Source organism: Maribellus maritimus (assembly GCF_022267315.1).
GTDB lineage: Bacteria > Bacteroidota > Bacteroidia > Bacteroidales > Prolixibacteraceae > Draconibacterium > Draconibacterium maritimum.
In genome coordinates this window covers 56,443-80,718 of the sequence record NZ_JAIKLE010000005.1, presented here as the reverse complement: position 1 = coordinate 80,718, position 24,276 = coordinate 56,443, and the positions used below count along the sequence as shown (strand labels likewise).

Sequence of the window (24,276 nt, the reverse complement as noted above, 5' to 3'; positions counted from 1 at the left end):
GATTTGTTTCTTTTTTAGTAATTGGACTTAAGGTACAAAAAGTTCCGACCGTTTGGAGAGCGGAAAGTGAGATTGTTTCCTTCTATATTGAAAATGTATTTTTCGCCTAATAATTCTTTCATATTTAAGTATTTATTTATTCCATGTTTCTTCCTGACAAAAACACAGTGATAGTTAAACGTATTTTGAAAATCTCTGAGGTTCTCATGAATTACCGACATTAACTCTTGCATGTAGTAATTCTCATTATTATAAAGATATATTTTCATATTTTTTCCTGAACAGTCGTGATTTTCTGGGTTGACTCCACTGCCGCTCTTGAGGTGGAAATATATTTCATTTTCCGGTATCAGGCTCAAAACAATTCTTTCCAACTCTTTATTTTCAATATTCAAATTTACGAGCTGGTAGAACTTGTTCAAATTCTTAAAATCATATTTTTTTATTGATGGTGCCTGTTCTGACGGGATAAAAAAACTTGCTCTGTCGTTAGCTTCAACTATTAAGGTATCAGTATTAAAATGATAAGTAGCGTTGTTAAATACACTGGAGCTTTTAAAAGTACCTGTAAAATTGGGAAAACAATCTATCGACTTACACATAATATTGTTTGTTTTTAAAGTGTCGTTAAAAAGTTTGATATACCCTCCACAACGATTGCACCCATCACTGTAACTAATAAAGTTGCCATAGCTTAAAGTATCATAAGAGCTGGTATTTTCAAGAAAATCACCAATATTTACAGTCCAGCCTCCATCCTTTAAAAACCGTTGAACTTCTTGTTTAGCCATCTCAATCAATTTTTCAGGTCGCTTTTTTTGTGGAAGTCCACGGTTGCTTTTTAGTTTGTACGCTTTTTCTATGCTGCTGTTGATTTCTTCAACCAAAGAGTCCGGAACATTCATTTTTACTAACCGCCAACTGCCTATTAATTTCTTATCAAAACCGAAGTCAGGAGAATTTACTGCTTTTTCGAGCCCATAATTGATTACAGAATCCTTTTCGTAATACAGAGATATTTTCTCGTTTTCAAGCATCAGGTTGTTACTCGAGATACTATACTTAAATGCTCCATATAACTCATTACGTAAATCAAATGTGGTACCGTTAGTTCCATAATAACCTATTAATCTTGGGCCAACAAGTTTTACTGAGTCGCTTTTTAGTTGATAAAAGTTTTGAAAGGAATAAGATTCGCTGAAGTTATCTTTTCCATTAACGATAAGAAAAGAGCCATTGTGATAAAATTTATTGCTTGAATCAAATCCAAAATAAATATATGGTGAAATATTTTCATCAGGACTTCTGGATACGCCATCAATTACTATTGATTTTAAATACCACTTACCTCTAATATCATCGGTCTTAATACCAGATGCAAGGATGGAGTTAATAATAACGAAAGTATTCAGTACCGTGAGCAGTTTTTTCATCATTTTGCAGATTCATGCACAAAGAAAGTATGGCTAAAAAGTAACATTAAACTCTTGATATTTCAATATTTTACACCGTGTTTTATAGTGCCGCTCTTAATCAATTATTTCTCGATAAGACTTGTAAATGAACTCGGTATTGCCTGCACTCTGTCTGATTTCATATTTGAGATTTGTAAACTTCGCGCCACGGTAGGTCACTCCTTTCTTTTTTCTCAGGTCTTCAAGTCTCTCCCAGTTATTCATAGTCAACATAATTTTTGCACATAAACCATCTCCTTGAACATAAAAATATAAGTACTCCTTCCCATTTTTTTCTTCGTACTTTTGAAGCCAATAACGAAGTTTAGTTTGGTCAACTTCCTTAAGTTTTCGAGCGAGTTCTTCTTTATATATTTTGGAATCGGGTTGATTTTGTTCAAAAATCGGATTGTTGTTAGTGCACTGAGGTCTGTCGCAATAAACAAGACTTAAGCAAACAACCAATAAGCTGATTATCTGAAATAAGTTTGATTTCATAATTTTAGATTTTGGGTTGACTATTTGATTTTGTTCTAATTCACTAACACAATTTACTTCGAATTATTGCTATAGTCTGTCAAAAACTATTTAGTATACAAATGAAAGCGATTTTAATAATCAATTAGTTCGCAGGAACGCTTTTCCAGGTGTGTTTTGGTTTTCAAAACGCACTTGTTGTTCGCCGTTTATTTGTCTCTTTATTTTAATTCCTTCTCGGCCCTGTCTTTCACGATTGCCAGTACTTTAATTATATCGTCGTACTTTGTTGATGAATCATTATTAAAATCCATTAAAGTGTGAGCATATTCTCGGTTCGGATAAAGTTCGTCGATCACAAATCGGGCTGTTTGAATTACATGTCCTCGGTGGTTGTATTCTCCATATTTTTTAATCGAAGCAATTTTTATAGCACAAAACAGGCTCCATAATTTATCGGATTCATCAGCTTCACACTTTCTATCATCATTTCGATTCCAATATGCTGGATTTTTAAGGTAGTCAAAGCATATGTCCAAAATTTCTAAGTCAGCTTTAGCAGCTGGAGGACAATACCAATAATCGTAGGAAAATATTAATTTTTTATTCTCAATTCTCAACTTATCCCATGGATACCAACCATTGGATGTTTTCATAAAAATAGTTATTGAATCATTATAAGGTATCAATGAATATTCTATTTCAGTGGTATTACCATTTGGGAAAATGAATTCTCCTTTAATATCATGATTTTGAATAGTCTCAAACAAACCATTTATGGTTAAACTATCATCTGAAAAATCAGAGGGTAATAGCATCGAAACATCATATCCCGAAAACTGAAGACTACTTCCCTGTAATTTATTGTCGGTGAATTCCAATGTATATTCAATACAGTTCTCACATAGCTCATCTTGTGCATGCACCAACCGTGTAATTACCAGTAAATATCCTATAATTATCAAAGTTTGTTTCATATATACGATGTTTCTTAAATGGCACACAACGACAGTCTCTGTAAAATATATTTAATTTTCTGAAATCTCAATATCATATTCTTTTAGTATTAATTCAATTGCTTTTTCCAGGAGTTCATCTCGTCCCTCCCGAATCCCTTGAATGGTAGGTTTTACTTCAATATCCGGAACGATGCCAATACGCTGAGTTTCTTTCCCATCCGGATAATAAATACCAATACCCGAAAACCCGGCTTTTATTCCTCCCGGTAACGGGATTAATGAAACATCTCCGTCAGCTCCCTGGGTCTGGCTGCCAATTATAGTCGTATTATCTCCCGCCCTGAGTGCCATAGCAGTATATTCAGCCAGACTTATGGTTGCTTCATTCACAATGACGATTAGCTTTCCCTGGAAATAATTTTCTGATGTAGGTTGTTCAAAATTTTTTAAGCTATCACGGTTTCCTGTGTTATTGCTTAAAAACGGCATACTATGATTCAATTTAAACCCTTCCGAATTAATTGAATTTTCTGATTTAAGATTTTTAGAATCATTTAAGTTATCACGGGTTCCTGCTTTATAATTTAGTGAATTCGGATAAGGCCTAAAATTAAATTCTCCCGGATTATTTAAATTTCCTGTTGTTATTCTCGCAAAAGGCTTTCTTGTCGAAGTAAAAAACTCACCCAAAACAAAAGGCACAAAAGTGGCAGGATAATTCCGAATATCAATGATGATTCCTTTCGCATTCTTAAAAGACTTTTTAATATCCGATATTTCCGTGTCTTTAATGGTTTCAAGTGTAATGTATCCGATAACCCCGGAATCGTTACCGATCATAATACTGTCATAAGACAATTTACTATTGGGTTCGTCCATATTCAAATCAGACCTTTCAACCATTGTTAATTCTTTTTGTTTTATTGTCCCGTAAGAATTATAGACGATATGAATTGAATTACTATTCGAACGCATCAAATCGGTTGCCATGTAATACCTTCGTGCTGCTTCGTTCGATGCCGGATAATATGTTTTGATACTATCAATGATATATTCAATTTTTTTACCGTTTATATGGGTTATGAAGTCGCCAATTTCCAAACCTGCAGTTTCTTTCAATTTCGGCTTGAAATAATCAATAACCGTTAATTTATTTTCAATAAACCGAACCCGGAAAGGCGCATACTTTGTTCCTCTCAATGAGTCTATTTCTTTTGTCCGAAGAGGCGCATACCTTGTTCCTCTCAAGAAGCCTGTTTCATTTGCTCCCATAAGAAGTCTTGCGTGCGTATCACTGGTTTCGCCTGCAAGTTGAAGTACGGCCAATTGATATTCCAATGCTGTTTTTGCATTAATAAATACGGGGATGTATTCTCTCAGTACCTCATTCCAATTATTGTCTGTTAAATACTTATATGGGAAAAAATAGTGGATGATGTTCCAGTACCGGTACAAGGCCAATAAACGAAGATCTTTGGCGGGATAAGAAGTTGGATAAGCTTGTTCGTTTAAAAATTCGGGATTATCACCACGATACACCTTTTTAATATAATAATGAGTTCCCTGGTGCCTGTTCTGATAGATTTCTTTTATCTTTTCTTTTAAAGCAGCGCTCATATTTCCGTTTTCAAGCCACGAAAAATCAGGTTTTTGATAAGCATCGGCAGCTGTTTCCTTACAGGTTATACATTCAGGCACTTCACCGTAGTTTTCTATCCATCGAAGTAGTAATTTGTCCCGCTGTCTGGTATTGTTTACGTTCATGTATTCCGGTAGAAACCGAAACAGTTCATCATCCCAATCATATATCCCTTTTCCAACTTCAGGGTGATGATACTTTAAAAAACCCCAAATCTTGCCCAATAAGGCCAGATTGTCAGTTAGCTCATTTGTTAATTCCGGCATTTCGGTATTTGAGCCTGAATCAAACTCTTTATCTAAATCAGCTTTAAATGAAGTGTTTTTAGTCTGGCAGCCAATTAAGAACAATGCCAATATTATAATTTGTATTTTTTTCAATGGTTCGTGGTTTTGTAGGTAGCGGTTGGTACATGTTGCAGATTTCGGAGCTTCGTTCTTGTCCGGCGGAACGGAACGATGATGCGACAATCCGCAGTTACAACCCGCACCAACCCCGCTCTGAAATATGTACTTTACTGTCACTCATTTATTTTTTTCACATTAGGAGTAATTTTATTCTCATCTTTAGAATCTATCGTCATTTCTTCCTGAAGAAATGAAGGGATTATAAATCTTTCCATTTCTTTCCAGATGATACTGTGATTGCCAACAATGTCGGTTGGATTATGGTGAAGTACCAACACAACCAAATCTAATTTGGGAATTATCCATAAATATTGTATCCCATAACCTTCGGCATAAATTGTATTGTATTTCGTTTGGTTAACCTCAAATATGCCTCTCCACCACTGATATCCATACCCCACAAGATTTTTTGAACTATTTATAGGTAAATGGAATGCTGTTGATTCTTTAACCCAGGATTGTGAAACGACTTGCTGTCCATTCCATTGCCCATTGTTAAGTACTAATTGTCCAATTTTTAATATATCTCTGGGTTGCATATACAATCCACCTCCTGTATGAACCTGACCATTGTTTGAACTCCAGATATAATGTTTTATTCCAAGTTTACTAAACAAGTTTTGTTCAGCATGTTCATCAATCGGTACACCAGTTGCGTCCAGAACCACACCACCAAGTAATACGGAAAGTCCACTGTTGTATTCAAACTTTTCACCCGGTTGTTCACCTTGCCTAATATCACGAGACAAGACATAATTGTACATATCACCGCTATTATTCATAACTATAGCGTCATTAAGTGGATCAGTATATGGAATTTTCTCTTGCCAGTCTAAACCTCCAGACATCATTAGGGCGTGCTTAAGGCTGACAGACCAAGGTTTTTGACTAAAGGAATCTCTGTACTTTGGGAAACAATCCTGCAATGGTTTGTCCAGGTTACTTATAAAGCCATTGTCATATGCGATACCAACCAAGAGAGAAGTTACACTTTTCGTTGCGGATTGAATACTGTGGACCCTATCTCTTCTGCCTAAATGGAAATACTCTTCAAGTACCAATTTGCCATTTTGCGCTACAAGTATTGCATCTAATCCTTGATATTTACCATCAAGAATCTTCTGGAAAAGTCCTTCTAATGGTTGGCAATTATTATTGGAATCACATAGTGCTCCGATTGTCCAATCATCCTTCATTAAATCAGGAGCAGTGTAATTCCATGATTTCACTTTCTGGCCTTTATTATCAAGCCTTGCAGGCATCTTAGATGTCCCATTTTCAACCATATGGTACATTATTGTATCACTTCCCAGAGTCGGTGAATAGCGTATTACGTTCATAGATTTTTTATCCTCTAATAAAATACCTTTTAAAGTCCAGCCGGATTCCAAATCAACTTCGATGTAGGAAGGAGTTACTTTTACATCTTTATACACTCCAAAACTCATTAACTCCGGAATTTCCCAATTTGCACTCCATGTTTTATCAATGGAATCTTGATATAATTCAAATTCACTGGCTACTGTGAATCCCGGGTAAAACTCAATATTTGTTTGCCAGACACCCTCCCAAGTATGTTTCTCTTTCGAACATGCTAATGAAATCAGAAGAATTACAAAAATAATAACAGCATTACTTGTTATCTTGAGTTTCTCAATTTTTTGATTATTTCTCTTCATACCTATCTTATAATTGTAATAATTTTTAATGTAAATTAATGAATCCGTCTAATTTAATGTTGCCTGACGACAGTCTGGCTAAATAATAAAATTAAGCCCCTGAGATTTTAATATTATTCTTTTTTTAAGTAGTTCCCACAAATCATAGTTATGCGCAGTGTTTTATTTATTATTCAATATCTGTTTCATTGATAAACTTTCCATTTTCAATTTTAACAACCTTTTGTCCATACAAATTGAATAAATCGCAAGTTACATCAAACATTCCGTCAGATAGCTTTGATATTTCTATTGATTTATTGAAAACATTGATAGAGATTGAATCAACTTCTACATCTTCATTTTGGTTTACATATGATATAATTGAAAGAGAGTCAAATGAATTTATAGAACGATAATATCTTTCAAACTCTTTTTGTATCAAATGTTTAACCCTTTTTAAAGAATTCCTTTGAAAAGCAATTTGATAAGGAGCATGATGACTACCTTTAATTTTGTGATACCTTTTACATCCGAAAAAGATTAAAACCAAAGAAATTAGAAGGATGTACTTTGTATTCATTTTCTCATTTAACATTTGCTATCAACTGGACGTTAGTACAAAAACTCAACTGTTTTACAACCCGTAGGAGGATTGCATATAAAAGCTGTGTACCCCAACTTTCATTTATCTCTTTATTGTTGTTTTGGTTTTTAGCCCTTTTAGGGGTGGGGATATGGAGTTTTTTATTTCGGTAGCTCATCCGGTAGGTTTAAAATTCTCAAAGTTATGTTTCAGGGTACGGGGGCTTCTCCGCTTTTTTGTAAAAACTTAGTTATGAAATTATAAAATCTTCACTATGTTTAAGAAAAATCATGCCTATGATTTTTTTATTTCACGGGCATGATTTCTGTAGCTGTTGTAAATGCCTGATTACTCTGCTTTTTCGAAATCGAGTGTTTTGAGCATTTTTCGCAGTTCGCCACCGGGTGTAAAAATAGTTTTTGCCGCTTTTACCGATGCTGCATTTACATCGTCGGCCGAATCTTCGCCTTTGCTCGAAATACTGATCCGCAAGCTGCCCAATTCACCTAACCGAACAATTTGTCCGTCTTCCAGGGCATCTTTCATTACATCAACCATTGCATATACCACCGCGCGAATGTCGGCGCCGCTCACCGTACTTACTTTTTCAATGCTTTTGGTAAGTTTGGTCAGCGTCATTTCACCCGACGATACCGCGTTTGCATAGTACTTCTTTTGGCCGCCTCCGGATACTCCGGGCTCGCCTCTCTCAATAACTTTAAATTTTACTGACATAATTTTAAATTTGAGTGTTATACATAAAAAAAGTCCAACCGGACTTACAGGTTTGCAGCAATAATAAAGCGATCGTTACTGGAGTTTTCAGAATCATTTTTTGTACAAATATTTGGGTTTTTATATTGTATATCAGTAAATATAAAATTTTTTTGCTTTGAAACGCCGCAGTATGTTTACTAACATAGTAATGAGGTGATTAGTCGGCTATAATGATAAAACCCGTGTTTCTTTTGAAACAATCCATTTTTCAATACCAACAGAGAAAATAATATCCCGTCCTTGTCAAATCGTTTTTTTCCATAAGCTGGTTTAAGATAATACTGCCCGGGCTTTTGTATGAATGCAGCAAAAGACAGAGAAGATGCGCACAAGCAAACATAAAAACGGAACAATGTATCCGGGATTTTGGGTCATCAAATCCTCAGTTCTTCCATCCGGCTTAAAAAAATGCTTTTGTAGCTTTCTCCAATCGGAATGTATTTATCGTTTATAACCACCTGGGTTTTGTTGATTGCTTTTATGTGATCGAGCCCGACGATATATGACTTATGAATCCGCGAAAACTTTTCCGACGGGAGATTTTGCTGGAGTCGTTTTAATGAGTTTAATGTAATAATTGGTTTGGCATTTTGCGAGGTATATATTTTGATGTAATCTTTTAATCCTTCAATGTAAAGAATGTGGTCGATCCGCACCAAAATGGTCTGGTAATCGGTTTTTACCAGCACAAACTCATTCGACTGGCTGTTGTTTTCCACATTTTCTTTTTCTTTTTCGTGCCCCGCTTTTTTCTCACGAAAGGTATAATGAAGAAGGGCTTTATTGGCCGCCTTTAAGAAGCGGTCGAAAGAAAATGGTTTTAACAAAAAGTCAATGGCATTCAGGTTAAAACCTTCAATGGCAAGATTGGCGTTTGAGGAATAAAAAATAAAAAGGGGTTTATCATCAAGGCTCCTTATAAAATCAAGCCCGGATATTTTTGATAAATCGGTATCAATAAAAATAAGGTCAATGGGCTGTTTTTGTAATATTTCGTAAGCTTCAAAAACCGAAGTACAATTGGCAACCAAATCAAAATACGGAACTGTTTTTATAAACCCGAGGAGATTAATTTGTTCTGACGGTTTTTTAATAACAATGCACCTCATAACTCTGACTTTTTCTTTTAATTTTCACACACATTGTTGTTTGAATATATTTTGTTTTCCGCACAAATTTTAGGTTCGTATTTGTTACTACAGGCAAGTATTTAAATTTGGTAAAAAACTGTTTTTTTGCTTTTTCCCAAAAGGTAGATGGATAAAACTGCGGAAAAGTTGCCGGAAGTATCATTTATTTCCATGTTTTTTTGCCGGTTATTTTTTTGGCAAGGTAATGGGAAAAGAATTTTTGTCCAATCTAATATTTCTTATTTAAGCGAAAGAAATGTTAACCGGAATAAGGGAAAGTTAAGCGATAGTTTTTGTTCCGGTTTGATTTTCAGCGTAGTTTTGTTTGGTGATTGTATTCCTGACTTGTTTAAAATTGTTTCAAAGGTTAAAAAATGAATATTGCTTCATAAATTAAACCGCCGCATCATTCGTTTTAAGAATTCAGAATAGTTTTTATCCGTATCACCAGCATTTGTATTTTGCAATTATTGTTTTTAGAACCCAATATATTTTTTTCTTATCTTTCGAAATCAAAAAAACCGGCATGCCAAAATTCCCGTTTTATCAGCAATACGATGCAATGGACTGCGGCCCAAGTTGTTTGCGAATGGTCGCAAAATATTACGGGAAACATTTTTCTACTGAATTTTTACGGGAGAAATCATTTATTACCCGCGAGGGGGTTTCTTTACTTGGGATTAGCGACGCCGCCGAAGGAATCGGTTTGCGTTCGATGGGGGTGAAAATTTCATTTGAACAGTTAAAAAAAGAGGCTCCGCTTCCGTGTATTGTTCACTGGGGGCAAAACCATTTTGTGGTTGTTTACAAATTCAAAAAAGGAAAAGTTTTTGTCGCCGATCCGGCTTTTGGGCGGCTTGAGTATTCTGAAAGCGAGTTCAGACAAAAATGGCTCTCTACAGTAAAAGAGGGCGAAGAAAAAGGGATTTGTTTGTTGTTACAGCCAACTCCCGACTTTTACCAGGAAGCCGACGAAAAAGTAAAACGGACGGGTTTCAGGTTTGTGTTAAACTATTTGAAACCCTACCGAAAACTGGTGATTCAATTGCTTCTTGGTTTTTTTCTTGGCAGTCTAATTCAGTTGGTCTTGCCATTTCTTACACAAAGTATTGTCGACGTCGGTATCAGTAACCAGGACATTGGTTTTATCTATCTGGTTCTGGCTGCACAAATGGTTTTGTTTATCAGTCGTATGTCGGTCGATTTTATTCGGTCATGGATTTTGCTTCATATTTCAACACGAATAAATATTTCAATTATTTCCGACTTCCTGATAAAATTGATGAAACTTCCGCTCGGATTTTTCGATTCAAAAATGATCGGAGATATCTTACAACGTATTGAAGATCATGGCAGAATAGAACGTTTTCTCACGGCACAGTCCATCGGTATTTTGTTTTCAATGTTCAGCCTGGTAATTTTTGCTGTTGTGCTCGCTATATACAGCTTGAAGATACTCCTGATTTTTATTGTGGGCTCAGTACTTTATTTTGTATGGGTTTATATTTTTATGAAACGAAGACGGGAGCTCGATTATAAACGGTTCAGAAAATTGTCGGAGAACCAAAGCAAACTCATCCAGATTATTAACGGGATGCAGGAAATAAAGCTTAACAACTACGAAAAAGAAAAGCGCTGGGAGTGGGAGCGTATACAAGCCGGGTTGTTTAAAGTAAGTGTAAAAAGTCTGGCCCTGGAACAATACCAAAACGCCGGTTCTGTATTTATTAACGAAACAAAAAACATTCTGATAATTGTAATTGCCGCCACCGGGGTTATCAACGGCGAATTAACCCTTGGGATGATGTTGGCCATACAATATATATTAGGGCAACTAAACAGTCCGCTCCGGCAGTTAATATATTTTATGCATCAGGCACAGGATGCAAAAATAAGTCTCGAACGTTTGGCCGAGATACATGAGAAAAAAGATGAGCAGGAATTTGCAGGAACAAAAGTTAAAATGCTTCCTGAAAATAAAAGCATATCTATTTTCAATCTTGTATTTCAATATGAGGGGCCACGGTCACCCAAAGTATTAAACAACATCAATCTTGAAATTCCGGAAAATAAAACAACTGCTATAGTCGGAACCAGTGGAAGCGGAAAGACTACATTAATAAAATTAATGCTCGGATTTTACCAGCCGGTGGAGGGCGAAATAAAAATTGGCGGTGTTCGGCTGGCGAACTATTACCAGCCCATGTGGCGCGACAAATGTGGTGTGGTTATGCAGGACGGTTTTATTTTTTCCGATTCCATAGCGCGGAATATTGTGGTAAGCGAGGGAGCAATTGATGAACAGCTGTTTTTGCATGCAGTAAAGATGGCGAATATTCAGAATTATATTGAATCGTTGCCCTTAAGTTACAATACCGTTATCGGGCAGGAAGGCTCGGGGCTGAGCCAGGGGCAAAAGCAACGGATTTTAATTGCCCGGGCCATATACAAAAATCCAAGCTATTTGTTTTTTGACGAGGCAACAAATGCACTTGATGCAAACAACGAAAAACTCATCATGGAAAACATGGATGAGTTTTCAAGAGGAAAAACAGTAGTGGTTGTTGCGCACCGTTTGAGCACCGTGAAAAATGCCGATCAGATTGTGGTTCTTGAAAAAGGACAAATTGTTGAAATAGGGAAACATCAGGAATTAATTGATAAAAAAGGAAAATATTACAGACTGGTAAAAAACCAGTTGGAATTAGGAAGTTAAAGGCTCTTTCAAAAGGGAAAGAGAAACAGAAAAGGTAAATATGCCGGATAATACAGGAAATACAACAAACGCAACCAATTCACCCCGGGAAAGAAAAACGCTAACCGCTGGTAAAGGAGGCGTTGTAGAAATTCGTTCAGGCGAGGTGCAGGAAATTCTGGGTGGAGTTCCTGCACGTATTGTGCGTTTTGGTATCTATATCTTTCTTGCTGTGTTTGCCGTTATCATTATATCTGCGTTTGTTTTTAAATATCCTGAAGTTTTACGTTCAAACATTATCATCACAACCGAAAATCCCCCGGCTACTCTGGTCGCCCGTTCTACCGGTAAAATAGAACAATTGCCCGTTGCCGACAACGACAGGGTAAAAGCAGGGCAGGTAATTGCGCTTATTCAAAACCCCGCTGAATACCGTGATGTGCAAAAACTGGATGTGCAGATTGATTCTGTTCAACCTGTTTTTGATAGCCTGGGTTTTTCAATTCGTCCTGTTTTTGATAAAAACCTTCAGCTCGGAACAATCCAGGAATACTATTCACTGTTTTTAAAAAAATATGATGAGCTGCTTCTGTTTGTTGAACAGAATTACTATCCCCGAATGAATGAATCGTTAAAACAGCAGCGCAATATGGCCCGTATTTTATACGACAGGCTGTGGGAGCAGAAAAATGCAGTAAACAACGAGTACAAAATAAGAAAAAGAAATTTTGAGCGGCAACAAGGATTAAAAGACCGGCAGGTGATTGCTTCCACGGACCTGGAATTGGCTGAAGCTGAGATGTTGAGTAAAAAAGGGGAACTCGACGGTTTGCGGTCTCAGCTTGCTGAACGTGAAATTGAAATCAGTGAACTGGAACAGAAGATAATTGAAAACGAAAAGTTGTATTCCGACCAGAAAAACAAATTTAAATCAGAGCTTCAGGAGGCATTCAATATATTAAAAAGCGAAGTAAGTAATTGGGAGTTAACCTATCTGATGCGATCTCCAATCGATGGAGTTATCACCTTTAATAAATTTTGGAGTGTTAATCAAAATGTTACTCAGGGCGACAGGGTATTTACTATTGTTCCCGAAAACGTTGGTGAGCTTGTTGGGAAAGTAGAACTTCCTATTCGCGGTTCAGGAAAAGTAAAACAGGGATTGGACGTTAATATAAAATTTGATAATTATCCCTATATGGAATATGGTTTGGTCAGGGGAAAAGTAAGCAATGTTTCTCTCGTTCCGGCAGAAGATAACTTTTATATGGTAGAAGTTGTTTTTCCTGAGGGATTGGTTACCAATTACGGGAAGTCTCTTGAGTTTCAAAATCAGTTAATGGGGCAGGCCGAAATTATAACGGAAGACCTGAAACTGATACAGCGTATATTTAATCCGCTCAAAGCGTTATGGAAAGAAAGGGTAAATAATTAACTTTTCTCTGTAGGTATCTTTTATTCCCCAAATTTCAATCTTAATTTTTGGAAAAAAGAAGTAAAATGTTATTGTTCTTTGGTAAGAATTTGTACTTTTGCGTGCCGTTTTAAGGGGGTGCTATGCATTTTTCCCCCGAAACGTATTGTTTTTAAGGATTTTTGCATACTTTTGCAGTCCGTTTTGAAAAAGTATTATTAACGTTATAAAAAAACAGGTATTTATGCCAACTATTCAACAGTTAGTTAGAAAAGGAAGACAAACTAAAGTTGAGAAGAGTAAATCTCCGGCTTTAGATTCATGCCCGCAACGTCGCGGTGTATGTGTGCGTGTTTATACCACAACTCCAAAAAAACCTAACTCAGCGATGCGTAAAGTAGCAAGGGTGAGGTTGACCAATGGGAAAGAGGTAAATGCGTATATTCCCGGTGAAGGACACAATTTGCAGGAACACTCCATTGTATTGGTACGTGGCGGCAGGGTAAAAGACTTGCCAGGTGTACGTTATCACTTAATTCGTGGTGCTCTTGATACAGCAGGTGTAGAAGGACGTTTACAACGTCGTTCAAAATATGGTGCTAAAAAACCAAAAAAGTAAAAATTAGTATTTAACAACGTTATTTGCAGTGGTTTGGTTGAGTAAGGTTTTCTTTCAAAATGTCTTCCGAAGAAAACACTGAAGACCGCCTACGGGCAGCCAATTTAAATAACACTTAAAAGTTTTAAAATGAGAAAGACGAAACCAAAAAAGCGGATTTTGCTTCCGGATCCAAAATTCAACGATACTTTGGTAACCCGGTTTGTCAACGATTTAATGGTAGATGGTAAAAAATCTACTGCTTATGCCATTTTCTATCAAACATTGGATATGGTTGAAAAAAGAGTGAAGGATACAGAACTTTCGCCTCTTGATGTTTGGAAAAAAGCATTGGAAAATATTACTCCGGCTGTTGAAGTTAAAAGCCGCCGTGTAGGTGGTGCTACCTTTCAGGTTCCTATGGAAATCAGACCGGAAAGAAAAACCGCAATCAGTATTAAAAATATGATATTGTTTGCCCGGAAGCGTTCGGGTAAATCAATGGCCGATAAATTATCTGCAGAAATTGTAGCTGCATTTAACGAAGAAGGTGGAGCTTTCAAAAAGAAAGAAGATACCCACAGAATGGCCGAAGCAAACCGTGCGTTTGCACATTTCAGATTTTAGTTTAGAAAATGGTATAGTTTAGTTTTTAAGATTAGTAAAAATAGGATTAAGAAAATTGGTTTAAAAAATGGCTAAACAAGATCTGAAAAATACAAGAAACATTGGTATTATGGCGCACATTGATGCGGGTAAGACCACAGTAACTGAGCGAATTCTCTTTTACACGGGATTAACGCATCGTATTGGTGAAGTGCACGATGGCGCTGCTACCATGGACTGGATGGAACAGGAGCAGGAAAGAGGTATTACAATTACTTCTGCTGCTACAACCACTTTCTGGAAATATAAAGATGCTGAACATAAGATCAACATCATTGATACTCCCGGGCACGTTGATTTCACCGTTGAAGTCGAACGCTCATTACGTGTATTGGATGGTACCGTTGCACTTTTTTGTGCAGTAGGTGGCGTTGAAGCTCAGTCGGAAACTGTATGGCGTCAGGCAGAAAAATATGGTGTTCCGAGAATAGCTTTTGTAAATAAAATGGACCGTCAGGGGGCTGATTTCTTTAATGTATATAATGATATTAAAGAAAAATTACGAGCGAACCCGGTGCCGGTTCAAATTCCGATCGGTGCAGAAGAAAGATTTGAAGGGGTTATCGATCTTATTGAAATGAAAGCCATTCGCTGGTTCGACGATGAAAATATGGGAACCAACTACAGCCTTGAAGATATTCCAGAAGAATTGATGGAACAGGCTGAAGAATGGAAAGAAAAACTGGTAGAATCGGTTGCCGAAGTTGACGATGCAATTTTGGAACGTTACTTCGAGGACCCGGATTCTATAACAAAAGAAGAGATGCTTACGGTTATTCGCCGTGCCACCATCGATGGAGTTATTATCCCAATGATGTGTGGATCAGCATTTAAAAATAAAGGAGTTCAGCGTTTGCTCGATTCAGTATGTGCTTTCCTTCCAAGCCCGCTTGATAAAGGAGATGTAACAGGTAAAAATCCGGTAATTGATAAAGAAGTTACCCGGACAGCTGATGTTGATGAACCACTTGCTGCTTTGGCATTTAAGATTGCTACCGACCCGTTTGTTGGTCGTTTGGCATATATCAGAGTGTATTCAGGTAAAATTGAATCCGGTTCGCAGGTATTAAACTCAAGAACAGGTAAAAAAGAGCGTATTTCACGTTTATACCAGATGCACTCCAATAAACAAAATCCAAAGGATGTAATTGAAGCAGGAGATATCTGCGCTGCAGTTGGATTCAAAGATATTCGTACAGGTGATACCCTTTGTGATATTAAAAATCCGATCGAACTGGAAAGTATGGAATTTCCGGAACCGGTTATTGGTATTGCGGTAGAACCAAAATCACAAAAAGATTTGGATCGTCTTGGAAACGGTTTAGCCAAATTAGCAGAAGAAGATCCGACATTCCAGGTAAATACCGACCCTGACTCAGGCCAAACTGTTATTCGCGGTATGGGAGAACTTCACCTCGAAATTCTGATTGACAGGCTGAGACGTGAATTTAAAGTTGAGTGTAATCAGGGAGCTCCCCAGGTAGCATACAAAGAAGCAATTAGCCAATCGGTTGAGTTACGTGAAGTATTCAAAAAACAAACCGGTGGACGCGGTAAATTTGCTGATATCATTGTTCGGGTTGAACCCGCAGACGAAGGGGTACAGGGTTTACAATTTGTTGACGAAGTAAAAGGTGGAAGAATTCCACGTGAATATATTCCTTCCGTACAAAAAGGATTTCAGGAAGCACTGTCAAACGGACCGCTTGCAGGATATCCGGTCGACAGCCTTAAAGTGACTTTGCTTGACGGTTCATTTCACCCGGTGGATTCAGACCAGTTGTCGTTTGAAATTTGTGCGAGACAAGCATTTAAGAATGCAGCCTCTAAGGCTAGTCCCAAATTGCTTGAACCTATTATGAAACTGGAGATTGTTACTCCGGAAGAATATATGGGTGATATTATTGGAGATTTGAACCGTCGTCGTGGAGATATTGCAGGAATGGAAACCAAAGGCGGTGCAAAAGTAATAAACGCAAAAGTTCCGCTATCAGAACAGTTTGGTTATGTGACGGTATTGCGTACGCTCTCGTCCGGACGTGCTACTTCATCAATGGAGTTTAACGACTACCAGGAAGTACCGCGTCAGTTGGCAGAGAAAGTATTGGAAAGTGTACAGGGAAGAGTTGATTTATTAAAATAATTTATAACAATTTTCTCATTATGAGTCAAAAGATCAGGATTAAGCTGAAATCTTACGATCACAACCTTGTTGACAAATCGGCTGAGAAGATCGTTAAAACGGTAAAAACTACCGGAGCTGTTGTAAGTGGTCCTATTCCGCTACCAACGCACAGAAGAGTTTTTACAGTTTTGCGTTCCACTTTCGTGAATAAAAAATCGAGAGAGCAGTTTCAGTTGTCGTCATACAAACGTTTGATTGATATTTACAGCTCTACCGCAAAAACAATTGACGCCTTAATGAAGCTGGAATTACCCAGTGGCGTTGAAGTTGAAATTAAAGTTTGATAATTAAAAAGTAGTCGAAAAATGGCTGGTATTATTGGAAAAAAAATCGGAATGACATCCGTATTCAGTGTTGAGGGGAAAAATATCCCATGCACTGTGATTGAGGCTGGTCCTTGTGTAGTTACACAAGTGAAAACCACCAAAACCGACGGCTACGAAGCGCTTCAGCTGGCTTATGGCGATAAGAAAGAAAAACACGCCACAAAAGCCGAGTATGGCCACTTTAAAAAGGCTGGTGTTTCACCAAAGCGTAAAGTAGTTGAGTTTCATAACACTTACCAGGAAGAATTTGAGTTGGGACAGGAAATCGATGTTTCAATTTTCCATGAAAGAGATTACGTTGACGTAATCGGAGTTTCAAAAGGAAAAGGATTCCAGGGTGTAGTAAAAAGACACAATTTCCGTGGTGTGAATGATGCAACACACGGACAGCACAACAGGCTGAGAGCACCGGGTTCTATCGGAGCCTCCTCGTGGCCTTCACGTGTTTTTAAAGGAATGCGAATGGCAGGTAGAGATGGTGGTAAAACCATCACTATTGAAAACCTGGAAGTAGTGAAAATTATTCCTGAAAAGAATTTAATTGTGGTGAAAGGTTCAGTGCCTGGCGCCAAAGGTTCATACATAATTATTAGGAAACAATGGAACTAAGTGTACTGAATATAGAAGGAAAAGAAACCGGAAGAAAGGTCGCTTTAAACGACCAGATTTTCGGTATTGAACCCAGCGACCATGCCATTTATCTCGATGTAAAACAATATTTGGCAAATCAGCGTCAGGGAACGCATAAAGCAAAAGAACGTGCTGAGATTGCAGGAAGTACCAAGAAAATTAAAAGACAAAAAGGTACAGGTACAGCTCGTGCCGGTAGTATCAAGTCTCCTGTTTTCCGTGGTGGTGGTACTGTTTTTGGACCACGTCCGCGCAATTATGGCTTTAAACTGAACAAGAAAGTAAAACAGTTGGCCAGAAAATCAGCGTTGACTTATAAGGCAAACGAAAAAAGTATTGTAGTTCTCGAAGATTTTAATTTGGAAGCGCCTAAAACAAAGGAATTGGTGACGATTAAAGCAAATTTGCAAATCGCTGATAAAAAGTCACTTTTCGTTTTACCAGTCGAAAATAATAATATATATTTGTCCTCCAGAAATTTGAAGGATGTTTCGGTTGTAACTGCTTCTGAGTTAAATACTTATCAGATTTTAAACGCAAAAACTGTTGTTCTTGTTGAGGGGTCTGTGAAAAAAATAGAAGAGGCGTTTAACCTATAAGGCTTGTAAAAAATGGAAATATTAATAAAACCATTAGTAACAGAAAAAATGACAGACCAGGCTGAGCGGTTTAACCGTTACGGTTTTGTCGTTGATCGCAGAGCAACCAAACCTCAAATTAAAAAGGCTGTTGAAAACCTTTATAATGTTTCGGTTGACAGCGTAAATACCATAGTTTATGGTGGAAAAATGAAATCAAGATATACCAAAGGCGGTATCATTACCGGTAAAACTGCTTCTTACAAAAAAGCAATTGTTACTTTGGTAGAAGGTGATAGTATTGACTTTTATAGTAATATTTAATATAAAATGGCAGTAAGAAAACTAAAACCAGTAACTCCGGGTCAAAGGCACAAGATTATAGGTGCTTTTGATACCATTACTGCATCTACACCTGAGAAATCATTGTTGGAGCCCCTGCGGAAATCTGGAGGTAGAAACAACCAGGGCCGCATGACGATGAGGTATATAGGTGGGGGACACAAACGCAAATACCGTATTATCGATTTTAAACGCGATAAAGACGGTGTTGCAGCTGTTGTCGATTCCATTCAGTACGATCCAAACCGTACTGCTCGCATCGCCCTTCTTCAATACGAAGACGGCGAAAAAAGATATATCGTAGCGCCTAACGGGTTGCAAGTTGGCCAAACGGTAAAGAGCGGTAGCGGTGTGGAACCTGAAATTGGAAATACATTACCACTTAGTGAAATACCTCTGGGTACTTTGGTTCACAACATTGAACTCCATCCTGGGCAGGGTGGCGTTATGGCTCGTAGTGCAGGCGCATATGCGCAATTGACCTCACGTGAAGGCAAATATGCAATTTTGAAATTGCCTTCAGGCGAATCTCGTATGGTACTTACATCTTGCAGGGCTACAGTAGGTACAGTTGGAAATACAGAACACAACATTGAAAAATCGGGTAAAGCCGGTCGTTCAAGATGGTTGGGCAGAAGGCCTCGTGTACGTGGTGTTGTTATGAACCCGGTTGATCACCCAATGGGTGGTGGAGAAGGCCGTTCATCAGGAGGACACCCAAGATCACGTAAAGGCGTTCTTGCTAAAGGGTATAAAACCCGTTCTAAAAAGAAAGCATCCAACAAGTATATTGTAGAACGTAGGAAAAAATAGTTAAAGAGGAATAAATTATGAGTCGTTCATTAAAAAAAGGTCCTTTTATCGATTTTAAACTTGAAAGAAAAGTTCTGGCTATGAATGAGTCGGGGAAAAAATCGGTTGTTAAAACATGGGCCAGGGCATCAGTAATTTCTCCTGATTTTGTAGGCCATACTGTTGCAGTACATAACGGAAACAAGTTCATTCCGGTTTACATTACCGAGAATATGGTTGGCCACCGTTTGGGTGAATTCGCACCTACGCGTACATTCAGGGGGCATGCTGGTAATAAAAGATAAGGCATAATTAATTTTAAAAGAAAAAGAAATGGGTGCCAGAAAAAGACTAGCAGCTGAAAAAAGAAAAGAAGAAAAAAAACAACAATATTTTGCTGTTTTGAGAAACTGCCCAACATCTCCAAGGAAAATGAGGCTTGTAGCTGATATGATCCGCGGCATGGAGGTAAATAAAGCGCTGGATGTTTTGAAATATTCATCAAAAGAAGCTTCCCGCAGGGTAGAAAAACTTCTTCTTTCAGCTATTGCCAATTGGCAGGCGAAAAACGAAGGAGTTCGTTTAGAAGAAAGTGAACTTTACGTAAAACAAATTATGGTTGATTCAGGCCGTATTCTGAAAAGGTTACGTCCGGCTCCCCAGGGTCGTGCACACCGAATCAGAAAACGTTCCAACCACGTTACTATTTACGTAGATAGTAAAGAAAGTGTTGTTGAAGAAAATCTTAATTAATAGTACATGGGACAAAAAGTAAATCCGATTGCAAATCGTTTGGGGTTCATCAAAGGATGGGACTCAAACTGGTTCGGCGGCGATGATTATGGTGATAAACTGGTAGAAGACCAAAAGATCAGGGAATACCTGAACGCACGTTTGGCTAAAGCCAGTATTTCAAGAATCGTAATTGAACGTACCTTGAAACTTATCACCATTACCGTGCACTCGTCACGCCCAGGTATTATTATTGGTAAGGGAGGTCAGGAAGTTGATAAACTGAAAGAAGAGTTGAAGAAAATTACCAATAAAGAAGTTCAGATCAACATTTTTGAGATCAAACGCCCGGAACTCGATGCTAAAATCGTTGCAACAAACATTGCGCGTCAGATCGAAGGTAAAATTGCTTACCGCAGGGCAGTTAAGATGGCCATTGCTTCAACCATGAGAATGGGATCTGAAGGAATCAAAGTATTGGTTTCAGGAAGGTTAAACGGAGCAGAAATGGCTCGTTCTGAAATGTATAAAGATGGCCGTACTCCGCTGCATACTTTGCGTGCCGATATCGACTACGCATTGGCTGAAGCGTTGACCAAAACCGGACTTATCGGTGTAAAAGTCTGGATTTGTAAAGGTATGGTTTACGGAAATCGTGATCTTTCGCCCAACATCGGTCAAAAACCGGGCAGAGGCGGTAAAGGTGGCGGTGGAAACCGTGGAAGAAGAAGAAAATAGTGGTTTAACACTCAGAAATTTACAAGGATGTTACAGCCAAAAAAGGTAAAATTTAGAAGAGTACAGAAAGGCCGAATGAAAGGAAATGCCCAAAGAGGCAACCAGTTAGCATTCGGTTCATTTGGAATAAAGTCGTTGGAAGAGGCCTGGATTACCGGTCGCCAAATTGAGGCAGCAAGGGTTGCGGTAACCCGCCACATGCAACGTCAAGGTCAAATATGGATACGGATATTTCCCGATAAACCTATTACCAAAAAACCAGCCGAAGTAAGGATGGGTAAAGGTAAAGGTGCTCCTGAAGCATTTGTTGCTCCGGTTTCTCCGGGACGCATAATTATTGAGGCCGATGGCGTGCCATTCGCACTTGCCAAAGAAGCTTTAAGATTAGCAGCCCAGAAATTGCCGGTTACAACAAAATTTGTAGTAAGACGCGATTTTGTCGAAGAATAAAAGAGAGGTGAATAATGAAAACATCTGAAATTAAAGAACTGACGACCAAAGAGATCGTCGAAAGAATACAGACTGAACAGGAAAACCTGGTTCGCCTTCGTTTAAATCACGCAGTTTCTCCGCTTGATAACCCTAACAAGTTAACAGAAAGCAAGAGAAATATTGCCCGGTTAAAAACGGTTCTTCGCGATAGGGAATTAAACGAAAAATTGAATTAATTCAGCGATGGAAAATAAAGTGAGAAATCTCAGGAAAGAAAGAATCGGGGTGGTTGTTAGCAATAAAATGGAAAAAACCATTGTGGTTGCTGAAAAACGTAAAGTAAAGCATCCAATTTATGGTAAGTTCGTTAATAAAACAACCAAATTCCATGTTCACGATGAGAGTAATACCTGCAACATTGGCGACACTGTAAGGATTATGGAAACACGTCCGCTCAGTAAAAGCAAATGTTGGAGATTAGTTGAAGTAATTGAAAGAGCTAAGTAATCATGATACAACAAGAATCAAGATGTTCAGTAGCCGATAACAGTGGAGCAAAAGAAGTACTGTGTATCCGTGTATTAGGCGGAACCAGAAAACGTTATGCTTCATTGGGAGATACTGTTGTGGTTACTGTAAAAAGTGCCATACCTGGTAGCGATGTTAAAAAAGGTGCGGTATCGCGTGCAATAGTTGTTCGTACGAAAAAAGAAGTTCGCCGTGGCGACGGTTCTTATATTCGTTTCGACGATAATGCAGTTGTTTTGTTAAACAACGCTGGTGAAATGCGGGGAACCCGTATTTTTGGTCCGGTTGCACGTGAATTACGTGAGAAGAATATGAAAATTATTTCACTCGCACCCGAAGTACTGTAATTTAGAAAAAAGCTCAAAATGCAGAAAAAATTACACATAAAGAAAGGTGACACTGTGGTTGTGATTACTGGTAATAATAAAGGTCAGAAAGGCCGTGTTTTAGAAGTAATCAGAAAAACCGACAGAGCAATTGTAGAAGGTGTTAATATGATTAAAAAACATACTAAACCCAATGCTGAAAATCCGCAGGGTGGTATTGTTGAAAGAGAAGCACCTGTTCATATCTCGAATTTAATGCTTGAAGATCCTAAAATGGGAGCTACACGTATTGGGAGAAAATTGAACGACAAAGGTAAATTAGTTCGTTTTTCCAAAAAATCTGGAGAGGAGATTAAGTAATGGCTTACGTACCAACTCTTAAAAAGAAATATCAGGAAGAAATTATTCCTGCATTGAAGAAAGAATTCGATTATTCTTCTGTCATGCAGGTTCCGAAATTAGAAAAAATTGTTCTTAACCAAGGTGTTGGAGCAGCTATCGCCGATAAAAAGATTATCGAAGTTGCTACAAACGAAATGACAGCAATCGCCGGCCAAAAAGCCGTACAAACGATGTCAAAAAAGGACATTTCTAATTTTAAGTTAAGGAAAAAAATGCCTATTGGCGTGCGCGTTACACTGCGTCGCGACCAAATGTATGAATTTCTTGATCGTTTAATTGCAGTGGCCTTGCCACGTATTCGCGATTTCCGCGGAATTGAAAGCAAAATGGACGGGAGAGGAAATTATACCTTAGGTGTTCCGGAACAGATAATTTTCCCGGAGATTGTGCTTGACAAAGTGAGCAAAATCAATGGGATGAACATTACCTTTGTTACTTCTGCAAGTACCGACGAAGAAGGTTTTGCTTTGTTGAAAGAATTAGGTTTACCATTTAAAAACGTTAAAAAGAACTAAGAAATGGCTAAGGAATCAATGAAAGCCCGCGAAGTTAAGCGCGCAAAATTAGTTGACAAGTATGCCGAAAAAAGAGCCAGGCTAAAAGCCGAAGGCGACTGGGTTGGGTTGCAGAAATTACCTAAAAACTCTTCCAAGATACGTTTGCACAACCGTTGCAAACTAACTGGGAGACCAAAAGGGTACATGCGCCAGTTTGGAATCAGCAGGATTAATTTCAGAGAAATGGCTTCTGCAGGTTTAATTCCAGGTGTAAAAAAGGCAAGTTGGTAATCGTTTAAAGAAACTTGAAAAATGAGTAAAGTAACAGATCCGATAGCAGATTATTTAACCAGGGTGCGTAATGCAATTATGGCAAAACACCGTGTGGTTGATATCCCGGCTTCAAACATAAAAAAGGAAATGACCAAATTGTTAAAAGAAAAAGGTTATATCCTTAACTATAAATTTGAAGACGAAGCTGGATACCAGGGAAATATTAAAATAGCATTGAAATATAATCCTGAAACAAAGGTATCTGCAATAAAAGCGTTAGAACGCATAAGTAAACCAGGTTTACGTCAGTATTGTAATTCAAGCGATATTCCACGTGTACTAAATGGTTTGGGCATAGCAATTATCTCCACTTCAAAAGGCGTAATTACCGACAAGGAAGCACGCGAAATGAATATTGGTGGAGAAGTTTTATGTTACGTGTATTAAAGGAGGAACAGTCATGTCAAGAATAGGTAAATTACCCATTGAAATTCCATCAGGAGTACAAGTTAGTGTAAACGATGAAAATATCGTTTCAGTAAAAGGACCTCTTGGTGAATTATCACAACTAGTAAACGCTGAAATTGAAGTATCTGTCGAAGATAATAATGTCAGCTTTAACAGAACAGGCGAAACAAAACGCCATAAATCAATGCATGGACTGTACCGGGCTTTGGTAAATAATATGGTTGAAGGTGTATCGAAAGGGTACGAAATAAAACTTGAATTGGTAGGTGTAGGTTACAGGGCTGAAGTATTGCCAGACAACGTACTCGACCTTGTACTGGGTTTTGCTCACCATACTTATTTACAACTACCCTCGGAAGTGAAGGTTGAGGCCGTGTCTGACAAAAGAAGTAATCCAATTATTACTTTGAAAAGTATTGATAAGCAATTGATTGGTCAGGTTGCTGCTAAAATCAGGTCGTTCCGTAAGCCAGAACCATACAAAGGAAAAGGTATTAAGTTTGTTGGCGAACAATTAAGGCGTAAAGCTGGTAAAGCAGCTGCTAAATAATTTATAACAGTAATTAT

Annotated in this window: 30 protein-coding genes; 22 read left to right on the top strand and 8 right to left on the bottom strand. The window is 37.9% G+C overall.

The window, feature by feature from the left end:
* Nucleotides 1–14: 14 nt before the first annotated feature.
* The 8 genes from K5G00_RS06305 to K5G00_RS06270 form a co-directional block, all read right to left on the bottom strand.
* The gene (locus tag K5G00_RS06305; RefSeq protein WP_238765291.1) at nt 15–1,436 is read right to left on the bottom strand and encodes a hypothetical protein; all 1,422 of its coding nucleotides are present in this window, start codon (nt 1,434–1,436) and stop codon (nt 15–17) included.
* Between the two features lie 93 nt (nt 1,437–1,529).
* Nucleotides 1,530–1,952, bottom strand: coding sequence for a hypothetical protein (locus K5G00_RS06300; protein ID WP_238765290.1), 423 nt, complete (start codon nt 1,950–1,952; stop codon nt 1,530–1,532).
* 200 nt (nt 1,953–2,152) lie between these two features.
* Entirely contained in the window at nt 2,153–2,908 is a 756-nt protein-coding gene (locus K5G00_RS06295; protein WP_238765289.1) for a hypothetical protein, read from the bottom strand.
* Between the two features lie 51 nt (nt 2,909–2,959).
* On the bottom strand, nt 2,960–5,053 hold the full coding sequence (locus K5G00_RS30005) for a S41 family peptidase (RefSeq protein ID WP_238765288.1): 2,094 nt from the start codon (nt 5,051–5,053) through the stop codon (nt 2,960–2,962).
* Entirely contained in the window at nt 5,050–6,615 is a 1,566-nt protein-coding gene (locus K5G00_RS06285) for a serine hydrolase domain-containing protein (protein WP_238765287.1), read from the bottom strand. The genes K5G00_RS30005 and K5G00_RS06285 overlap by 4 nt, the downstream gene beginning before the upstream one ends.
* 169 nt (nt 6,616–6,784) lie before the next feature.
* Entirely contained in the window at nt 6,785–7,177 is a 393-nt protein-coding gene (locus K5G00_RS06280) for an FAD:protein FMN transferase (RefSeq protein WP_238765286.1), read from the bottom strand.
* Between the two features lie 351 nt (nt 7,178–7,528).
* A complete protein-coding gene (locus tag K5G00_RS06275; protein ID WP_238765285.1) occupies nt 7,529–7,915 on the bottom strand; it encodes an HU family DNA-binding protein in 387 nt (128 codons plus the stop codon).
* Between the two features lie 416 nt (nt 7,916–8,331).
* Nucleotides 8,332–9,066, bottom strand: a complete 735-nt coding sequence (locus K5G00_RS06270) for a LytR/AlgR family response regulator transcription factor (RefSeq protein ID WP_238765284.1) — start codon at nt 9,064–9,066, stop codon at nt 8,332–8,334.
* A 547-nt stretch (nt 9,067–9,613) separates the two neighbouring features.
* Here K5G00_RS06270 and K5G00_RS06265 point away from each other — a divergent pair.
* The 22 genes from K5G00_RS06265 to rplF all read left to right on the top strand — a co-directional run bounded on the left by K5G00_RS06265 (nt 9,614) and on the right by rplF (nt 24,259).
* Nucleotides 9,614–11,803 (top strand): peptidase domain-containing ABC transporter, encoded by a 2,190-nt coding sequence (locus K5G00_RS06265; RefSeq protein WP_238765283.1) that lies wholly within the window; start codon nt 9,614–9,616, stop codon nt 11,801–11,803.
* Nucleotides 11,804–11,843: 40 nt separating this feature from the next.
* Nucleotides 11,844–13,217 (top strand): HlyD family efflux transporter periplasmic adaptor subunit, encoded by a 1,374-nt coding sequence (locus K5G00_RS06260; RefSeq protein ID WP_238765282.1) that lies wholly within the window; start codon nt 11,844–11,846, stop codon nt 13,215–13,217.
* A 223-nt stretch (nt 13,218–13,440) separates the two neighbouring features.
* Nucleotides 13,441–13,815 (top strand): 30S ribosomal protein S12, encoded by a 375-nt coding sequence (gene rpsL / locus K5G00_RS06255; protein WP_158863378.1) that lies wholly within the window; start codon nt 13,441–13,443, stop codon nt 13,813–13,815.
* Nucleotides 13,816–13,944: 129 nt separating this feature from the next.
* Nucleotides 13,945–14,421 (top strand): 30S ribosomal protein S7, encoded by a 477-nt coding sequence (rpsG, locus tag K5G00_RS06250; RefSeq protein ID WP_158863376.1) that lies wholly within the window; start codon nt 13,945–13,947, stop codon nt 14,419–14,421.
* Nucleotides 14,422–14,488: 67 nt separating this feature from the next.
* On the top strand, nt 14,489–16,603 hold the full coding sequence (gene fusA, locus K5G00_RS06245) for an elongation factor G (RefSeq protein ID WP_238765281.1): 2,115 nt from the start codon (nt 14,489–14,491) through the stop codon (nt 16,601–16,603).
* Nucleotides 16,604–16,623: 20 nt separating this feature from the next.
* Nucleotides 16,624–16,929: a 30S ribosomal protein S10 gene (gene rpsJ, locus K5G00_RS06240; RefSeq protein ID WP_038558987.1), complete on the top strand. Its 306-nt coding sequence runs from the start codon at nt 16,624–16,626 to the stop codon at nt 16,927–16,929.
* Between the two features lie 21 nt (nt 16,930–16,950).
* Nucleotides 16,951–17,580, top strand: a complete 630-nt coding sequence (rplC, locus tag K5G00_RS06235) for a 50S ribosomal protein L3 (RefSeq protein ID WP_158863372.1) — start codon at nt 16,951–16,953, stop codon at nt 17,578–17,580.
* Nucleotides 17,571–18,200, top strand: coding sequence for a 50S ribosomal protein L4 (rplD, locus tag K5G00_RS06230; protein ID WP_238765280.1), 630 nt, complete (start codon nt 17,571–17,573; stop codon nt 18,198–18,200). The genes rplC and rplD overlap by 10 nt, the downstream gene beginning before the upstream one ends.
* A 12-nt stretch (nt 18,201–18,212) precedes the next feature.
* Nucleotides 18,213–18,503, top strand: a complete 291-nt coding sequence (gene rplW / locus K5G00_RS06225) for a 50S ribosomal protein L23 (RefSeq protein WP_238765279.1) — start codon at nt 18,213–18,215, stop codon at nt 18,501–18,503.
* Between the two features lie 6 nt (nt 18,504–18,509).
* Complete coding sequence (rplB, locus tag K5G00_RS06220) at nt 18,510–19,334, top strand: 50S ribosomal protein L2 (protein ID WP_158863366.1); 825 nt, start codon at nt 18,510–18,512, stop codon at nt 19,332–19,334.
* Between the two features lie 17 nt (nt 19,335–19,351).
* Entirely contained in the window at nt 19,352–19,618 is a 267-nt protein-coding gene (rpsS, locus tag K5G00_RS06215) for a 30S ribosomal protein S19 (RefSeq protein WP_158863364.1), read from the top strand.
* 28 nt (nt 19,619–19,646) lie between these two features.
* The gene (gene rplV / locus K5G00_RS06210) at nt 19,647–20,066 is read left to right on the top strand and encodes a 50S ribosomal protein L22 (protein WP_158863362.1); all 420 of its coding nucleotides are present in this window, start codon (nt 19,647–19,649) and stop codon (nt 20,064–20,066) included.
* Nucleotides 20,067–20,072: 6 nt separating this feature from the next.
* Nucleotides 20,073–20,783: a 30S ribosomal protein S3 gene (gene rpsC / locus K5G00_RS06205; RefSeq protein ID WP_158863360.1), complete on the top strand. Its 711-nt coding sequence runs from the start codon at nt 20,073–20,075 to the stop codon at nt 20,781–20,783.
* Nucleotides 20,784–20,810: 27 nt separating this feature from the next.
* Complete coding sequence (gene rplP / locus K5G00_RS06200; RefSeq protein WP_158863358.1) at nt 20,811–21,233, top strand: 50S ribosomal protein L16; 423 nt, start codon at nt 20,811–20,813, stop codon at nt 21,231–21,233.
* A gap of 14 nt (nt 21,234–21,247) precedes the next feature.
* On the top strand, nt 21,248–21,451 hold the full coding sequence (gene rpmC, locus K5G00_RS06195; protein ID WP_158863356.1) for a 50S ribosomal protein L29: 204 nt from the start codon (nt 21,248–21,250) through the stop codon (nt 21,449–21,451).
* A gap of 7 nt (nt 21,452–21,458) precedes the next feature.
* Nucleotides 21,459–21,722 (top strand): 30S ribosomal protein S17, encoded by a 264-nt coding sequence (gene rpsQ, locus K5G00_RS06190; protein WP_158863353.1) that lies wholly within the window; start codon nt 21,459–21,461, stop codon nt 21,720–21,722.
* A gap of 2 nt (nt 21,723–21,724) precedes the next feature.
* Entirely contained in the window at nt 21,725–22,090 is a 366-nt protein-coding gene (gene rplN / locus K5G00_RS06185; protein WP_158863352.1) for a 50S ribosomal protein L14, read from the top strand.
* An 18-nt stretch (nt 22,091–22,108) separates the two neighbouring features.
* Complete coding sequence (gene rplX / locus K5G00_RS06180; RefSeq protein WP_158863350.1) at nt 22,109–22,429, top strand: 50S ribosomal protein L24; 321 nt, start codon at nt 22,109–22,111, stop codon at nt 22,427–22,429.
* Complete coding sequence (gene rplE / locus K5G00_RS06175) at nt 22,429–22,986, top strand: 50S ribosomal protein L5 (protein ID WP_158863348.1); 558 nt, start codon at nt 22,429–22,431, stop codon at nt 22,984–22,986. The genes rplX and rplE overlap by 1 nt, the downstream gene beginning before the upstream one ends.
* Nucleotides 22,987–22,989: 3 nt before the next feature.
* A complete protein-coding gene (rpsN, locus tag K5G00_RS06170) occupies nt 22,990–23,259 on the top strand; it encodes a 30S ribosomal protein S14 (protein WP_158863346.1) in 270 nt (89 codons plus the stop codon).
* Nucleotides 23,260–23,280: 21 nt separating this feature from the next.
* Nucleotides 23,281–23,688, top strand: coding sequence for a 30S ribosomal protein S8 (gene rpsH, locus K5G00_RS06165; RefSeq protein ID WP_238765278.1), 408 nt, complete (start codon nt 23,281–23,283; stop codon nt 23,686–23,688).
* A gap of 13 nt (nt 23,689–23,701) precedes the next feature.
* A complete protein-coding gene (gene rplF / locus K5G00_RS06160; protein WP_158863342.1) occupies nt 23,702–24,259 on the top strand; it encodes a 50S ribosomal protein L6 in 558 nt (185 codons plus the stop codon).
* The last annotated feature ends 17 nt before the right edge of the window (nt 24,260–24,276 follow it).

Excerpts from the sequence above, each read along its gene's own strand:
- rplE (WP_158863348.1), top strand. The coding sequence starts at position 22,429 with ATGGCTTACGTACCAACTCTTAAAAAGAAATATCAGGAAGAAATTATT.
- K5G00_RS06265 (WP_238765283.1), top strand. The coding sequence starts at position 9,614 with ATGCCAAAATTCCCGTTTTATCAGCAATACGATGCAATGGACTGCGGC.
- rpsL (WP_158863378.1), top strand. The coding sequence starts at position 13,441 with ATGCCAACTATTCAACAGTTAGTTAGAAAAGGAAGACAAACTAAAGTT.
- rplN (WP_158863352.1), top strand. The coding sequence starts at position 21,725 with ATGATACAACAAGAATCAAGATGTTCAGTAGCCGATAACAGTGGAGCA.
- rpsQ (WP_158863353.1), top strand. The coding sequence starts at position 21,459 with ATGGAAAATAAAGTGAGAAATCTCAGGAAAGAAAGAATCGGGGTGGTT.
- rplW (WP_238765279.1), top strand. The coding sequence starts at position 18,213 with ATGGAAATATTAATAAAACCATTAGTAACAGAAAAAATGACAGACCAG.
- rpsN (WP_158863346.1), top strand. The coding sequence starts at position 22,990 with ATGGCTAAGGAATCAATGAAAGCCCGCGAAGTTAAGCGCGCAAAATTA.
- K5G00_RS06285 (WP_238765287.1), bottom strand. The coding sequence starts at position 6,615 with ATGAAGAGAAATAATCAAAAAATTGAGAAACTCAAGATAACAAGTAAT.
- K5G00_RS06275 (WP_238765285.1), bottom strand. The coding sequence starts at position 7,915 with ATGTCAGTAAAATTTAAAGTTATTGAGAGAGGCGAGCCCGGAGTATCC.
- rplF (WP_158863342.1), top strand. The coding sequence starts at position 23,702 with ATGTCAAGAATAGGTAAATTACCCATTGAAATTCCATCAGGAGTACAA.
- K5G00_RS06300 (WP_238765290.1), bottom strand. The coding sequence starts at position 1,952 with ATGAAATCAAACTTATTTCAGATAATCAGCTTATTGGTTGTTTGCTTA.
- rpsS (WP_158863364.1), top strand. The coding sequence starts at position 19,352 with ATGAGTCGTTCATTAAAAAAAGGTCCTTTTATCGATTTTAAACTTGAA.
- rplP (WP_158863358.1), top strand. The coding sequence starts at position 20,811 with ATGTTACAGCCAAAAAAGGTAAAATTTAGAAGAGTACAGAAAGGCCGA.
- K5G00_RS06295 (WP_238765289.1), bottom strand. The coding sequence starts at position 2,908 with ATGAAACAAACTTTGATAATTATAGGATATTTACTGGTAATTACACGG.
- rplV (WP_158863362.1), top strand. The coding sequence starts at position 19,647 with ATGGGTGCCAGAAAAAGACTAGCAGCTGAAAAAAGAAAAGAAGAAAAA.
- K5G00_RS06260 (WP_238765282.1), top strand. The coding sequence starts at position 11,844 with ATGCCGGATAATACAGGAAATACAACAAACGCAACCAATTCACCCCGG.
- rplD (WP_238765280.1), top strand. The coding sequence starts at position 17,571 with ATGGAACTAAGTGTACTGAATATAGAAGGAAAAGAAACCGGAAGAAAG.
- rpsH (WP_238765278.1), top strand. The coding sequence starts at position 23,281 with ATGAGTAAAGTAACAGATCCGATAGCAGATTATTTAACCAGGGTGCGT.
- K5G00_RS06270 (WP_238765284.1), bottom strand. The coding sequence starts at position 9,066 with ATGAGGTGCATTGTTATTAAAAAACCGTCAGAACAAATTAATCTCCTC.
- rpsG (WP_158863376.1), top strand. The coding sequence starts at position 13,945 with ATGAGAAAGACGAAACCAAAAAAGCGGATTTTGCTTCCGGATCCAAAA.
- rplX (WP_158863350.1), top strand. The coding sequence starts at position 22,109 with ATGCAGAAAAAATTACACATAAAGAAAGGTGACACTGTGGTTGTGATT.
- rpsC (WP_158863360.1), top strand. The coding sequence starts at position 20,073 with ATGGGACAAAAAGTAAATCCGATTGCAAATCGTTTGGGGTTCATCAAA.
- K5G00_RS06305 (WP_238765291.1), bottom strand. The coding sequence starts at position 1,436 with ATGATGAAAAAACTGCTCACGGTACTGAATACTTTCGTTATTATTAAC.
- rplB (WP_158863366.1), top strand. The coding sequence starts at position 18,510 with ATGGCAGTAAGAAAACTAAAACCAGTAACTCCGGGTCAAAGGCACAAG.
- K5G00_RS06280 (WP_238765286.1), bottom strand. The coding sequence starts at position 7,177 with ATGAATACAAAGTACATCCTTCTAATTTCTTTGGTTTTAATCTTTTTC.
- fusA (WP_238765281.1), top strand. The coding sequence starts at position 14,489 with ATGGCTAAACAAGATCTGAAAAATACAAGAAACATTGGTATTATGGCG.
- rpsJ (WP_038558987.1), top strand. The coding sequence starts at position 16,624 with ATGAGTCAAAAGATCAGGATTAAGCTGAAATCTTACGATCACAACCTT.
- rpmC (WP_158863356.1), top strand. The coding sequence starts at position 21,248 with ATGAAAACATCTGAAATTAAAGAACTGACGACCAAAGAGATCGTCGAA.
- rplC (WP_158863372.1), top strand. The coding sequence starts at position 16,951 with ATGGCTGGTATTATTGGAAAAAAAATCGGAATGACATCCGTATTCAGT.